Below are 12,002 nucleotides of genomic sequence, written 5' to 3'. Positions count from 1 at the left end.
CGGACCCAAAAGTCCATTTGAAGTGGACTATGTGGTCCAGTTCACGTTCGTGGCGACGGGTCGCCACCCGAGACGACGAGTGCGAGCCAGCACGGAGGAGTGATGGTGGGAGACCCGACGAAGCCCGCGGGGGCGGTGGCCGAGGCGGTGCCTGACGTAGTGCCGGGGGCGGCGCAGGAGGCAGCGGGGGAGGCGGACTGGTCGCGGCGGCGGGCCGACGCCCGCCGCAACCACGAGCGCGTCCTGGCTGCGGCGATCGAGGTGTTCACCGAGCACGGCCTCGGCGCGACGATGCCGCAGGTGGCGGAGCGGGCCGGGGTGGGCAAGGCGACCGTCTACCGCAGCTTCCCGACCAAGGCCCACCTGGTGCGCGCGCTCGCCCAGACCCATGCTGACTGGCTCAAGGCCAACATCGCCGCGGCAGCGGAGTCGGCGGAGGTCGACGCCTACCGGGCGCTCGAGCGGGCGATCGAGGAGACCACCGGTCGGCTGGCCCGGGACCGGCTGATGATCGAGGTGATGGCCGGCGCCGAGGGGCGCGAGGACCCGGAGACGACCCGGCTCACCGAGCGGATCCTCGAGCTGGGGATCGAGCAGGGCACGCTGCGGGCCGACGTGACGAGCATGGACATCCAGGTCCTCGTCGGCGGCATGGCGCGCGCGCTCATCGCCCTGGAGGTGAGCGACCCCGACGTCTGGCGGCGCTACGCGCAGCTGAGCGTCGCCGCGCTGCGGCCCTGAGCGCCGTCGGATCCGGCCTCAGGGCCGGGTGTCGACGTTGGTGAGCTCCAGCAGCGGCGTGCCGCCGGTGTCGCTGATGTCGAGGGCCGCGATCTGGTCCTCCGGGAGCGAGGTGCCGGTCGTGAACGTGACCGGGTGCCCGTCGTTGAGCTGCCAGGTGCCGAGCTCCGTGGTCTGCCCCGAGCGCGTACGGGCCGACAGGGTGTACTGGTAGCCCGCCGGGATCGCGCCGGTGCGGTCCCAGCAGCGGACGGTGATCCGGGTGCCGGTGTCGATCGTCTCCAGGGTGGCGGTGGCGCTGAGCGGGGTCGGGTGGACCGCGGCCATCGGGCGGACCGCGGCGTGGTCGTCCGATCGGGTGGCGACGGTGCCGACCGTCACGATGCAGGCCGCGGCGATCGCCCCGATCCCCAGTCGGACCGTACGGCGGCGACGGGTCTCGCGACGCTCCTCCGCGAGCAGCCGCGGCAGGATCGTGGCGGGCAGCGGCGGGATCTCCTCGGCGAGGTCGCTCTCCTCGCTGGCCCGCAGGAACGGCATCACGCCCTCCGCGTCGGCGAGCTCGGCGCGGCAGGCGGCACACGAGGCGAGGTGCGCCTCGTACGCCTCGCGCTCGTCGGCCGCGAGGGCGCCGAGGACGTAGGCCGCGGCGGTCTGTGCGTACGGATCGCTGCTCATGCGATGCCTCCCAGCTCCTCGAGGGCGATGCGCAGCGCGCGGATCGCGTAGTGGGTTCGTGACTTCACCGTGCCGGGGGCGACGCCGAGGATCGCGGCGGCCTCCTCGACGCTCCGTTGCCGGTAGTAGCACTCCCGCAGCACCGCCCGATGCTCCGGTGAGAGGCGGGCGAGGGCCTGACGTACGACGTCGCGATCGTCGAGCGCGTCCGTCGTGTCCGCGACGCCGGGGTCGGGCAGGTGCTCGGCGGCGGTCTCGTGACGGTGGCGAGCCGAGCGGTGGTCGTCGATGACGATGCGCCGGGCCACCGCGTAGAGCCAGGCCCGGGGACTGCCGCGCCCGGGATCGAACGCCGCCGGGTTGCGCCAGGCGCGGATGAAGGTCTCCTGCACCACGTCCTGGGCCTGGACGCTGTCGCCGCCGGTCAGCCGGAGCGCGTAGCGCCACAGCGCCGCTGCGTGCTCGTCGTGCAGCGCGCGCAGCAGACGGGCACCGTCGGGAGCGGGACCGACAGGCACAGCCACCATGGTGCTCCTCAATCCATCCTCCCGTCGCGCCCCGTCAGTACCGGCCACCGCCCCCGCCCGAGTCGTCCGAGCCACCCGTGGTGCTCGCCCCGCCGTTGTCGCCGCCGTTGTCGCCGCCGCTGTCGTCGCCGGTGATCGCGGCGCCGGTCGGGGTGAGCAGCCACCACTTGGCGCCGAACCCGTCGCTGCCCTGCCCGGCGGTCTGACCGGCCTCGGTGTCGGAGGCGAAGTAGTAGAGCGGGTGGCCCTTGTAGGTGACCTGGGTCGTCCCGTCCGAGCGGGTCAGCGTCCCGAGATCGGCGGCGACCGCGGACTGGGCCGCCTTCGGAGCGCCGTCGGTGAGCACCGGCGGCCACACCGACGCGCACGCGCCCGAGCAGGCCGACTTCCCGCCCGAGTCGGCGACCCAGAGATAGACGGCGCGCCCGTCGTCGCCGGTCAGGTAGGTGCCGACGTCGCCCTGGGCGGTGCCGATGGTCTCTGCCTCTGCGGTCTCCGCCCCTGCGGTCGACTCCTCTGCGGCGGTGTCGCTCGATGTGGGCTGGCTCGCCGCGGCGCCGTCGTTCGCCGAGCCCGAGCCGCAGCCGGCCAGGACCGCCGCGGCGGCGATCGCGCCGGCCGGCACGGCGAACCGGCGCCAGGCGGACCGCTGGATGTCTGTGCGGATCCCGGTGTGAGTCATGGTGATCCCCCTTCTCTCGAGTGCGACGCGTCGCGTCCCTGCCCACTCCACGACGCAGAGGCACCGCCGGTTCAACCCCACACCGGATGAACCCGGGCGCCCCCGGTCTCGTGTCATCGGCATGGGACGTCGTCGCTGGTTCGAGTGGGTGCTGGTGGCGGTGGTCGTCGCCGGCCTGGCCGTCGATGCGTACGTCCACCTGCACCTCGCCGGGGACTACGCCCTGGTCCGCACCCGCTGGGTCAGCCAGGCCACCCTGTTCCGGGTCGAGGGCGGCGCCGCGATCGTCGCGGCGGTGCTGCTGGTGGTGTGGCGCGGCTGGGTCTCGGCCGCCCTCGCGTTCGCGGTCGCCGCCGGCGGCGTCGCGGCGGTGCTGCTCTACTACGTCGTGGACCCGGGACGGATCGGCCCGCTCCCCGACATGTACGAGCCGGTCTGGTACGCCGAGAAGACCCGGAGCCTGTGCGGCGAGGCCGTCGCGGCCGTGGCCGCCCTGGCGCTGGTGGCGATGCGCCTTCGGGGCCGGAGCCCCGATCGCGACTAGTTGTCCCCGGCGACCCGTGGCGCACCACGCCGCCGCGTGGCAGTGTCACCACCGTGACGATCACTTCGCACGGCGTCGTCGACACCGTCCTCTCCCACTATGCCGATGCGCTCGGGGACAGCGCGAAGGTCTACCGGGGCCACGTGCTGCGAGGCCTCACCTTCCAGAGCATGATGCTCGGCCACGACGCGCCGGACCACGCGGCGCTGTCGTGGGCGGTGCACGACCTGGGCATCTGGACGGACCACACGTTCGACTACCTGCCGCCGAGCGCGGCCCTGGTCAGGGAGCTCGCGCCCGAGCTCGGCATCACCGATCCGGCCGAGGTCGCCCAGGCCGAGCAGATGGTCCTGGACCACCACGGCCTGCGCCCGCGCCAGGACGAGCTGGTGGAGACGTTCCGCCGGGCCGACCTGGCCGACGCATCGGGCGGGTTCCTGCATCCCGGGCTGACCCGTGCCCAGATCAAGGAGACCGTGCGGGCGCTGCCGTACAACGGCTTCCACCGGCAGATCTACGCGGGCCTGTTCGGGCACGCCGTCCGCCACCCGACCAGGCCCTTCCCGATCATCAAGTGGTGAGGCGTGGGAAGGTCTTCTCGTGACTGAGATCGACGCCGACCTGATCGCCCGCATCGAGGCCGAGGAGGCCGAGCTCGTCCTCGACGGGTTCTCGAACGACGACGCCTGGCGGCTCGGCACGATCGCCCACGAGATCGCCGTCGAGCGCGACCTCGCGGTGGTGATCGACATCCGCAAGGGCACCCAGCAGGTCTTCCACGCCGCCCGCGAGAACACCACCGCGGACATGGACACCTGGATCGAGCGCAAGGTCCGTACGGTCTATCGCTTCGGCGCCTCGTCCTACCTGGTCGGTCGCCGCCACGGCGGCGCGTTCAACGAGAAGACGCAACTTGCCGTTCACCGAGTACGTCGGCCACGGCGGGGCGTTCCCGATCCGGGTCGCGGGCACCGGGATCGTCGGGGTGCTGACGATCTCCGGTCTGGCGCAGGCGGACGACCACGCGCTGGCCGTCGAGGCGTTGCGCCGCTTCCGGGGCTGACGCGGGGTCGGCCCCGGAAGCGGGGGACCTCAGACGCCGACGTCCGCCGAGTCCAGCGGGATCGGCGTGAACATCGCCGCCTCGTCCTCGGGGAAGAGCGCGGTGGGCCCGTAGAGCCAGTCGACGAACGAGTAGTCGTCGACGTCGCGCGCGCCGAGGATCGCGTTGCGCTGCTCGCGCTTCACCCCGACGTGGTGCCACAGCACACCCCACTCCCGTGAGGTCGCCAGGACCCGTGCGGTGTGCCGGGTCCGCACGGCGTCGTACGCGGCCAGCGCCGCGTCCCAGTCGACCTCGCCGGTCGTGGACCGGTTGCGGGCGACGTGCTTGGCCAGCACCCAGCCGTCCTCGATCGCCATGATCGCGCCCTGCGCGATGTACTGCAGGGGCGCGTGCGCCGAGTCGCCGAGCAGCGCCACCCGGCCGAAGATCCAGCTCGGGATGGACTCACGGTCATACATCCGCCACCAGCGGTCGCGCCACATGAACCTCAGCCCGTCCTGGACGTCACCCACGGTGTCGGCGAAGGCGGCGTCGAGCTCGTCGGGTGTGCCCCACAGCTCCTCGCCGGCGAGCGCCTTGGGCGACTCGAAGACGGCGACCTGGTTGAACATCTCGCCGCCGCGCAGCCCGTACTGCACGAAGTGGCAGTTGTTGCCCAGATAGAGCACCACGGCGTTCTCGTGGATGTTGTTCTCCCGCGCCTCGGCGATCGGGATCGCACCGCGGTACGCGACGTAGGAGGACGAGACCGGGTCGTCGCCGACGTACTTGTAGCGCGCGGGGGAGTGGATGCCCTCGGCCGCGAGCACGACCGGCGCGGTGTGCCGGGTGCCGTCCTCGAGGATCACCGTCGCGCAGGGCCGGCCGCTCGCGTCGGTGCCCGACTCGTAGTCGACGGCGGTCGCGCCGTTGACCAGCTCGACGCCGGCCCGCTGGCACGCCCGCAGGAAGGTGGCGTGCAGGTCGGAGCGGTGGATCACCAGGTACGGGAAGCCGTACCGCCTCTCCAGGTCGCGCAGGTCAAGGCGGGTCACCTCGGCTCCACGGCCGCTGCCCGAGCCTGTCGAGGGAGCGACGCCGTCGAACATGATCATGTCGTCGGGCAGGACGCCGAGGCTCTTCACCTCCTCGAGCAGGCCGTACTCGTCCAGGATGCGGGTGCAGTTGGGCGCGATCTGCAGGCCGGCGCCCACCTCGCCGAACTCCGGGGCGCGCTCCAGCAGCCGGACCCGCAGCCCCTCGCGCGACAGCGCGAAGGCGGCGGCCAGGCCGCCGATGCCACCGCCTACCACGATCGCGTCGGGGTCGCGGTGATCGGGTGCGTCGCGGTGATCGGGCGCGTTCCGGTGATCGAGCTTGTCGAGATTCACAGCCATGCTCCGATCTCGGGGGCGTCGGACAGGGTGTGCGGACGACCGGCGAGCCACGCGGCCACCGCATCCGGCGGGCCCACCGGCAGCTCGTCGGCCGGCAGGCCGCGCTTGAGGCGGATGTCGTCGATGAGCGCGTCCAGGAAGTCGGCCGGCAGGTCGGCGAACGAGGCACCGAGATCGACGGCGTGCACGCAGACCTCGCGCGAGCGCAACCAGGGGATCTCGGTGGCGGGCAGGGCCCGGCCCTGGATGGTGCGGACCTCGGCGTGCCAGCCCTGCTCGGAGAGGCCGGACAGGCCCGAGTCGAGCGTGCGGGCCGACGCGTCGAGCGCGGCGAGCAGCTCCTCGGCGCCGAGGCCGCGGGCCGCCGTGATGGCGGCGTCGCGCGCCTGCACCGAGGCGTACATCGGGGTCTCAATGCCGGTGGTCGCCCAGCAGACCAGGTTGCTCAGCGCGTCCGCATTGGCCGCGACGTGGGCGATCAGCTGGCCGACGCTCCAGCCCCGGAGCGAGGAGTCGGCGCGGACCGCCTCGTCGTCGATGCCGTCGAGCTGCCGGGTGAGCAGCTCGGTGCCGAACCTCATCCAGCGCAGGGCGTCGGCGTGCGTACGGGCCACGATCAGCCCTTGACGATCGTGTTGACGCACGCACCGAGGCCGCTGATGGCGGTCTCGACCTTCTCGCCGCCGACCAGGTAGAGCTTCGGCTCGCGGGCGTGGCCGACGCCCGCCGGGGTGCCGCTGGCGATGATGTCGCCCGGCTTGAGCGTGATCATCGTGGAGATGTACTCGACCAGGAAGACCGGGTCGAACAGCAGCGTGCCGGTGTCGTCGCTCTGCATCACGACGCCATCGACCGTGGTGGTCACCTGCAGCGCCGGCCGGACGCCGCCGACCTCGTCGGGGGTGGTGAGGTAGGGGCCGACCGGGGTGGTGGCCTCCCAGATCTTGCCCTGGGTCCACTCGATGGTGCGGAACTGCCAGTCGCGCACCGAGATGTCGTTCATCACGGTGAAGCCCGCGATGGCGGCCTCGGCCTGCGCTGCATCGGCGCGGCGGACCTCCTGGCCGATGACGACGGCCAGCTCGACCTCCCAGTCGAACGCGTCGGTCTCGGCGGGCTTCTCGATGTCGTCGTAGGCGCCGATCAGGGTCTCGGCGAACTTCGGGAAGAGCGTCGGGTACGACGGCAGCTCGCGACCCATCTCCTGGATGTGGTTCCTGTAGTTGTGGCCGACGCAGATCACCTTCGACGGGCTCGGCACCACGGGGGCGAAGCCCAGGAAGTCGGGGCCGTCGACCGGGTGGGTCGCGGCGTCGGCGGCCGGAGCGGGCGAGCCCGCCGCGAGCCAGGCGCCGAGGTCGGCGAAGCCGAGGTCGACGTGCGCGTCGGCCCCGTCGACGTTCTGGAGCCGGACGGCGCGGGTGCCGTCAGCGGTGCGGATGGTGGCGAGCTTGGCCATGGTGTTCAGATGCCCTTCTGGGTGCGGTGGAGCCGGAGCGCCTCGAAGATCGGGGTGTCGGAGAAGCGGAAGAGGTCGAGGGCGCCCTCGTCGGAGTCGGTCGCGCCGGCCTCGGAGCGGAACGAGAACCGCGTCCAGGACGGGACCACGAAGAGGTCGCCGCGGGCGACGGTCCAGGAGTGGTCGCCGACCGTGACGACACCGGAGCCGTCGAAGACCTGGAAGACCGAGGAGCCGGTCTCCCGTACGGGCTCGGTCTCGGCGCCGCGGGCGACGCGGTGGAACTCGGCGCGGATCGTCGGCAGCACGTCGCTGCCGTCGTGCGGGTTCGTGTAGCGGACGGCGGCATGGCCCGGCTCGACGGTGCCCGTGACGTCGGGGTGCCCGGCTCGCTCGATCGCGAGCTGGTCGTTGAGGGCGGCGTTGGTGTGCGCCCACTTGTAGTTGAGCAGCGGCGAGCCCGGCGCGACGGTGGTGGCCGAGAGCGGGCGAAGGCCCGGGTGGCCCCAGAGCTGCTCGGAGCGCGAACGCTCGGGCGTGGTCCGCTCCTCGGGGGCCAGCGCATCGCGGCCGAACTCGAAGAACTGCGCCTCGTTGGTCCATTGGAACGGGATGTCGAGGCCGTCGATCCAGGCCATCGGCTCGGAGGTGGCGTTGTGGTGGGCGTGGAAGTTCCAGCCGGCCTGCGGCAGGAAGTCTCCGCGGTTCATCGGCACGGCATCGGTGCCGCCGCCGTTCGGGCCCTCGCCGCCGACACAGGTCCACACGCCCGAGCCCTCGACGACGAAGCGGAAGGCGTGCTGGGTGTGGCGGTGTTCGGGGGCGTCCTCGCCGGGCATGAGGTACTGGATGGCCGCCCACAGGGTGGGGGTGGCGAAGGGGCGGCCACCCAGGCTCGGGTTCGCCAGCGCGATCGCTCGCCGCTCCCCGCCGCGGCCGACCGGGACGATGTGTCCGGCCCGGTCGGCGAGGGTGCGGAGCGTGGCCCACCGCCACAGGTGCGGGCTCGCCTTGCTGCGGGGGTGCGCCGGCATCAGGTCGCCGATCTCGGTCCAGAGCGGCACCAGGAGCTCCTGCTCGAAGCCGCGGTAGAGCTCCTCGAGCGCCGGGGTCACGTCGGGCTGGTCGGGCGCCGAGACGGCCGTGAGCCGCACGGGGGTGTCGAGGGAGGTCATGTGGCCTAGGGTGACCCGGATCAGCTCTTGCAGAACACGCAATTCTGTTCTGAAGAACGATGGGAGGGAGCTCGATGAAGACGGCGCCGACGTACGCGATCGCCAGCGTGGACCATGCCCTGAAGCTGGCCGCGATGCTGCAGCTCGAGGGCACGCTCAGCGTCGCGGACGCCGCCGAGCGCCTCGGCGTCGCGCGCTCGACCGCGCACCGGCTGCTGCAGATGCTGGTCTACCGCGACTTCGCGCTGCAGGACGAGGCCCGGCTCTACCACGCCGGTCCGGTGCTGCAGCTGGCCGCGCACTCGCGGTCACGGACCTCGCTGCTGCGCTCCGTGGCGATGCCGCACCTGGAGCGCCTGGTCGGGGTGCTCGACGAGTCGGTCAACCTGACGATCCGCACCGGCGCGGACGCGCGCTTCATCGCCTCGGTCGAGTCGGCGCAATCGCTGCGGGTGACCTCGCGCGAGGGCATGGTCTTCCCTGCCCACCGGGCTACCGGCGGCCTCCTGCTGCTGGCCGAGCTCTCCGACGCCGAGCTGGCCCAGATCTACGCCGACCCCGAGGAGGACGGCGATCAGCCGGACCTGCGGGTGCTGCGCCGGGAGCTGGCCACCATCCGTACGCAGGGCTTCGTGGTCAACCTCGGCCGCACCGAGCGCGGGGTGGTCGCGATCGGCGTGCCCGTCCGCGATCCCGACGGTGTCGCGTTGGCCGGACTGTCGGTCTCGATGCCCGAGGTGCGCTACGACAAGGAGCGGCTGCTGCGGCTGGTCGCCACCCTCAACAAGGCCGCCGGCGCGATCGAGACGGCACTCGCCGGCTGAGTCACGGCGGCGTCGGTGCCCGCGGAGCCCGTGTACCGGTCAGTGGAACGAAGTCGTGGAAGGCCGGAGCTCTCCTGGCCCACAGTGGGTGCCATGACCCAGATCTCCGTTGAGCGCATCGTCGAGGCGGCCGCGCGACTCCAGGCCGCTGACTCGTCCGGTGAGCCCACCACGCCGATCCGCGACCTGATCGGCTCCGACGACGTGGCCGCCGCCTACGCCGTCCAGACCCGGCTCGCCGAGGCCCGCATCGCCGCCGGCGCCGTGGTCGTCGGCCGCAAGATCGGACTCACCTCCGCGGCCGTCCAGCAGCAGATGGGCGTCGACCAGCCCGACTTCGGGATCCTCTTCGACGACATGGCCCACGCCGACGGCGCCACCATCGCGTTCGACGCCGTGCTCCAGCCGCGCGCCGAGGCCGAGATCGCCTTCGTGCTCAAGGAGGACCTCGCCGAGGGCGACCTCGATGCCGACCAGGTCCGCGCCGCCATCGACTACGGCGTGGCCGCCCTCGAGATCTGCGGCAGCCGGATCGCCGGCTGGGACATCAGCTTCGGCGACACCGTCGCCGACAACGCGTCCGCCGGCGCGTACGTCCTCGGCAGCGAGCGCCGCACGCTGGCCGACTTCGACCCCAAGGCGGTCCGGATGTCGATGTCGATCAACGGCGAGGAGGTCTCCACCGGCACCGGTGCGGCCAGCCTCGGCGACCCGATCGAGGCGGTGGTCTGGCTCGCCCGCCAGGCCCGCGAGCTCGGCGACCCGCTGCGCGCCGGCCAGGTCGTCCTCTCCGGTGCGATGGGCCCGATGCGGCCCATCACCCCGGGCGCCGTCGTCTCCTCGACCGTCACCGGCCTCGGGTCGGTCACCGTCACCTTCTCCGAGTAAGCAAAGGACTCCACGATGAGCAACACCGCTGGGAAGACCAAGGTAGCCATCATCGGGTCGGGCAACATCGGCACCGACCTGATGATCAAGATCATGCGCGGCGCCCAAGATCGGGCGCAGCACCTCGAGATGGGCGTCATGGTCGGCATCGACCCCGCCTCCGACGGTCTGGCCCGTGCCGCCAAGTTCGGCTTCGAGGTCACCGCCGAGGGCGTCGACGGCCTGCTGAACTCGCCCCTGATCGACGAGATCGGGATCGTCTTCGACGCCACCTCGGCCGGCGCCCACGCCCACAACGACGCCAAGCTGCGACCGCTCGGCATCCGGATGGTCGACCTCACCCCGGCCGCCATCGGCCCGTACACGATCCCCGCGGTCAACCTCGAGGAGCACATCGAGGCTCCCAACGTGAACATGGTGACCTGCGGTGGCCAGGCGACCATCCCGATCATCGCCGCGATCAGCCGGGTCGTCCCGGTCGCCTACGGCGAGATCGTCGCCTCGATCGCCTCGAAGTCCGCCGGCCCCGGCACCCGCGCCAACATCGACGAGTTCACCGAGACCACCTCGGCGGCGATCGTGAAGGTCGGCGGCGCCGCGCGCGGCAAGGCGATCATCATCCTCAACCCGGCCGAGCCGCCGCTGATGATGCGCGACACCGTCTTCGCGCTCGTCTCCCTCCCTGCCCCCGGCTCGGGAGACCAGGACACCGTCAAGCAGCAGATCGTCGACTCCATCACGAAGATGGTCGGCGACGTGTCGGCCTACGTGCCGGGCTACCAGATGGTCCAGGACGTGCAGATCACCGAGATCCCCGCCGACCAGCCGGTCGAGACGCTGCTGGTTGCGGAGGAGAGCGGCGCGACCGTTCGTCCGACCCACCAGGTGTCGGTGTTCCTCAAGGTCGAGGGTGCGGGCATGTACCTCCCGGCCTACGCCGGCAACCTCGACATCATGACCTCGGCCGCCGTGCAGATGGCCGAGAAGATCGCCGCCAACGGCAACCCGCGCCACCAGGAGGCCGCACTGTGAGCACCCCCATCTACGTCCAGGACGTCACCCTGCGCGACGGCATGCACGCCGTCCGGCACCGGATCACCCCCGAGGACGTGAAGCGGATCGTCCTCGCCCTCGAGGACGCCGGCGTCGATGCCATCGAGGTCGCCCACGGCGACGGTCTCGCCGGCGGCTCGGTCAACTACGGCCCGGGCTCCCACACCGACTGGGAGTGGATCGAGGCCGCCGCCTCGGTGATGTCCAAGGCACGTCTCACCACGCTGCTCCTCCCGGGCGTCGGCACCATCCACGAGCTCGAGCGGGCGTACGACCTCGGCGTGCGCAGCGTGCGCGTCGCGACGCACTGCACCGAGGCGGACGTCTCCGCGCAGCACATCCAGGCCGCTCGCGAGATGGGCATGGACGTCTCCGGCTTCCTCATGCTCAGCCACATGGCCGAGCCCGAGCAGCTCGCCCGGCAGGCCCAGCTCATGGAGTCGTACGGCGCGCACTGCGTCTACGTCACCGACTCGGGCGGCCGGCTGACGATGAACGACGTCGCCGCCCGCGTCCAGGCGTACCGCTCGGTGCTGCGGGACGAGACCGAGATCGGCATCCACGCCCACGAGAACCTCTCGCTGTCGGTGGCCAACTCGGTCGTCGCGGTCGAGAACGGCGTCTTCCGCGTCGACGCCTCGCTCGCCGGTCACGGCGCGGGCGCGGGCAACTGCCCGATCGAGGCGTTCATCGCCGTCGCCGACCTGGTCGACCTCAAGCACGGCTGCGACCTGTTCAAGCTGCAGGATGCGGCCGACGACATCGTCCGCCCGCTCCAGGACCGCCCGGTCCGGGTCGACCGCGAGACGCTCACCCTGGGGTACGCCGGCGTCTACTCGTCGTTCCTGCGTCATGCCGAGAACGCCGCTGCCCGCTACGGCGTCGACGTCCGCGACATCCTGATGGAGTGCGGCAAGCGTCGCCTCGTCGGCGGCCAGGAGGACATGATCATCGACATCGCGCTCACCCTGCTCGCCCAGCAGGACTGA

Annotated in this window: 15 protein-coding genes and 1 pseudogene; 9 read left to right on the top strand and 7 right to left on the bottom strand. The window is 71.9% G+C overall.

Annotation, left to right across the window (positions count from 1 at the left end):
• Nucleotides 1-147: 147 nt before the first annotated feature.
• Nucleotides 148-741, top strand: coding sequence for a TetR/AcrR family transcriptional regulator (locus ACZ5L9_RS05835; RefSeq protein WP_464534915.1), 594 nt, complete (start codon nt 148-150; stop codon nt 739-741).
• 18 nt (nt 742-759) lie between these two features.
• Here ACZ5L9_RS05835 and ACZ5L9_RS05830 read toward each other — a convergent pair whose 3' ends face one another.
• The 3 genes from ACZ5L9_RS05830 to ACZ5L9_RS05820 are packed head-to-tail and all read right to left on the bottom strand — an operon-like array spanning nt 760 to nt 2,628.
• Nucleotides 760-1,419, bottom strand: coding sequence for a zf-HC2 domain-containing protein (locus ACZ5L9_RS05830; RefSeq protein WP_464534912.1), 660 nt, complete (start codon nt 1,417-1,419; stop codon nt 760-762).
• A complete protein-coding gene (locus tag ACZ5L9_RS05825; protein WP_464534910.1) occupies nt 1,416-1,946 on the bottom strand; it encodes a sigma-70 family RNA polymerase sigma factor in 531 nt (176 codons plus the stop codon). The genes ACZ5L9_RS05830 and ACZ5L9_RS05825 overlap by 4 nt, the downstream gene beginning before the upstream one ends.
• Before the next feature lie 34 nt (nt 1,947-1,980).
• Nucleotides 1,981-2,628: a COG4315 family predicted lipoprotein gene (locus ACZ5L9_RS05820; RefSeq protein ID WP_464534909.1), complete on the bottom strand. Its 648-nt coding sequence runs from the start codon at nt 2,626-2,628 to the stop codon at nt 1,981-1,983.
• Between the two features lie 121 nt (nt 2,629-2,749).
• Here ACZ5L9_RS05820 and ACZ5L9_RS05815 point away from each other — a divergent pair, with 121 nt between their 5' ends.
• The 4 genes and pseudogenes from ACZ5L9_RS05815 (at nt 2,750) to ACZ5L9_RS05800 (ending at nt 4,235) form a co-directional block, all read left to right on the top strand.
• Complete coding sequence (locus ACZ5L9_RS05815; RefSeq protein ID WP_464534907.1) at nt 2,750-3,172, top strand: hypothetical protein; 423 nt, start codon at nt 2,750-2,752, stop codon at nt 3,170-3,172.
• A gap of 53 nt (nt 3,173-3,225) precedes the next feature.
• Complete coding sequence (locus ACZ5L9_RS05810; RefSeq protein WP_464534905.1) at nt 3,226-3,753, top strand: hypothetical protein; 528 nt, start codon at nt 3,226-3,228, stop codon at nt 3,751-3,753.
• Nucleotides 3,754-3,772: 19 nt separating this feature from the next.
• Nucleotides 3,773-4,000: pseudogene (locus ACZ5L9_RS05805) on the top strand (heme-binding protein); the annotation flags it as partial.
• Nucleotides 4,001-4,085: 85 nt separating this feature from the next.
• Entirely contained in the window at nt 4,086-4,235 is a 150-nt protein-coding gene (locus ACZ5L9_RS05800) for a heme-binding protein (RefSeq protein ID WP_464534901.1), read from the top strand.
• Nucleotides 4,236-4,264: 29 nt separating this feature from the next.
• Here ACZ5L9_RS05800 and ACZ5L9_RS05795 read toward each other — a convergent pair whose 3' ends face one another.
• From ACZ5L9_RS05795 to ACZ5L9_RS05780, 4 genes are read right to left on the bottom strand one after another with little or no spacing between them, the layout of a single operon-like run.
• Nucleotides 4,265-5,614, bottom strand: a complete 1,350-nt coding sequence (locus ACZ5L9_RS05795; RefSeq protein WP_464534899.1) for an FAD-dependent oxidoreductase — start codon at nt 5,612-5,614, stop codon at nt 4,265-4,267.
• The gene (locus ACZ5L9_RS05790; protein ID WP_464534896.1) at nt 5,605-6,228 is read right to left on the bottom strand and encodes a maleylpyruvate isomerase N-terminal domain-containing protein; all 624 of its coding nucleotides are present in this window, start codon (nt 6,226-6,228) and stop codon (nt 5,605-5,607) included. The genes ACZ5L9_RS05795 and ACZ5L9_RS05790 overlap by 10 nt, the downstream gene beginning before the upstream one ends.
• Before the next feature lie 2 nt (nt 6,229-6,230).
• The gene (locus ACZ5L9_RS05785) at nt 6,231-7,073 is read right to left on the bottom strand and encodes a fumarylacetoacetate hydrolase family protein (RefSeq protein WP_464534894.1); all 843 of its coding nucleotides are present in this window, start codon (nt 7,071-7,073) and stop codon (nt 6,231-6,233) included.
• Nucleotides 7,074-7,078: 5 nt separating this feature from the next.
• Nucleotides 7,079-8,248, bottom strand: a complete 1,170-nt coding sequence (locus tag ACZ5L9_RS05780) for a cupin domain-containing protein (protein ID WP_464534892.1) — start codon at nt 8,246-8,248, stop codon at nt 7,079-7,081.
• Between the two features lie 74 nt (nt 8,249-8,322).
• Here ACZ5L9_RS05780 and ACZ5L9_RS05775 point away from each other — a divergent pair, with 74 nt between their 5' ends.
• The 4 genes from ACZ5L9_RS05775 to dmpG all read left to right on the top strand — a co-directional run bounded on the left by ACZ5L9_RS05775 (nt 8,323) and on the right by dmpG (nt 12,002).
• Nucleotides 8,323-9,072 carry an IclR family transcriptional regulator gene (locus tag ACZ5L9_RS05775; RefSeq protein ID WP_464534889.1) on the top strand — a complete coding sequence of 250 codons (750 nt, stop codon included), beginning with the start codon at nt 8,323-8,325 and terminating at the stop codon, nt 9,070-9,072.
• Nucleotides 9,073-9,165: 93 nt separating this feature from the next.
• A complete protein-coding gene (locus tag ACZ5L9_RS05770) occupies nt 9,166-9,960 on the top strand; it encodes a 2-keto-4-pentenoate hydratase (protein WP_464534886.1) in 795 nt (264 codons plus the stop codon).
• Between the two features lie 15 nt (nt 9,961-9,975).
• Nucleotides 9,976-10,992, top strand: a complete 1,017-nt coding sequence (locus ACZ5L9_RS05765; protein ID WP_464534883.1) for an acetaldehyde dehydrogenase (acetylating) — start codon at nt 9,976-9,978, stop codon at nt 10,990-10,992.
• The gene (gene dmpG, locus ACZ5L9_RS05760) at nt 10,989-12,002 is read left to right on the top strand and encodes a 4-hydroxy-2-oxovalerate aldolase (RefSeq protein WP_464534881.1); all 1,014 of its coding nucleotides are present in this window, start codon (nt 10,989-10,991) and stop codon (nt 12,000-12,002) included. Before ACZ5L9_RS05765 ends, dmpG begins: the two co-directional genes overlap by 4 nt.

The sequence above is a fragment of the Nocardioides sp. JCM 18998 genome, from assembly GCF_055391535.1.
Note: the sequence above shows the minus strand (reverse complement) of the source record. Positions and strands in the feature narration are given on the sequence as shown.

What these genes read in the sequence shown, in the direction of transcription:
- ACZ5L9_RS05830 (WP_464534912.1), bottom strand. Translation starts at nt 1,419, where the DNA reads ATGAGCAGCGATCCGTACGCACAGACCGCCGCGGCCTACGTCCTCGGC.
- ACZ5L9_RS05825 (WP_464534910.1), bottom strand. Translation starts at nt 1,946, where the DNA reads ATGGTGGCTGTGCCTGTCGGTCCCGCTCCCGACGGTGCCCGTCTGCTG.
- ACZ5L9_RS05820 (WP_464534909.1), bottom strand. Translation starts at nt 2,628, where the DNA reads ATGACTCACACCGGGATCCGCACAGACATCCAGCGGTCCGCCTGGCGC.
- ACZ5L9_RS05815 (WP_464534907.1), top strand. Translation starts at nt 2,750, where the DNA reads ATGGGACGTCGTCGCTGGTTCGAGTGGGTGCTGGTGGCGGTGGTCGTC.
- ACZ5L9_RS05795 (WP_464534899.1), bottom strand. Translation starts at nt 5,614, where the DNA reads ATGGCTGTGAATCTCGACAAGCTCGATCACCGGAACGCGCCCGATCAC.
- ACZ5L9_RS05785 (WP_464534894.1), bottom strand. Translation starts at nt 7,073, where the DNA reads ATGGCCAAGCTCGCCACCATCCGCACCGCTGACGGCACCCGCGCCGTC.
- ACZ5L9_RS05780 (WP_464534892.1), bottom strand. Translation starts at nt 8,248, where the DNA reads ATGACCTCCCTCGACACCCCCGTGCGGCTCACGGCCGTCTCGGCGCCC.
- ACZ5L9_RS05775 (WP_464534889.1), top strand. Translation starts at nt 8,323, where the DNA reads ATGAAGACGGCGCCGACGTACGCGATCGCCAGCGTGGACCATGCCCTG.
- ACZ5L9_RS05770 (WP_464534886.1), top strand. Translation starts at nt 9,166, where the DNA reads ATGACCCAGATCTCCGTTGAGCGCATCGTCGAGGCGGCCGCGCGACTC.
- ACZ5L9_RS05765 (WP_464534883.1), top strand. Translation starts at nt 9,976, where the DNA reads ATGAGCAACACCGCTGGGAAGACCAAGGTAGCCATCATCGGGTCGGGC.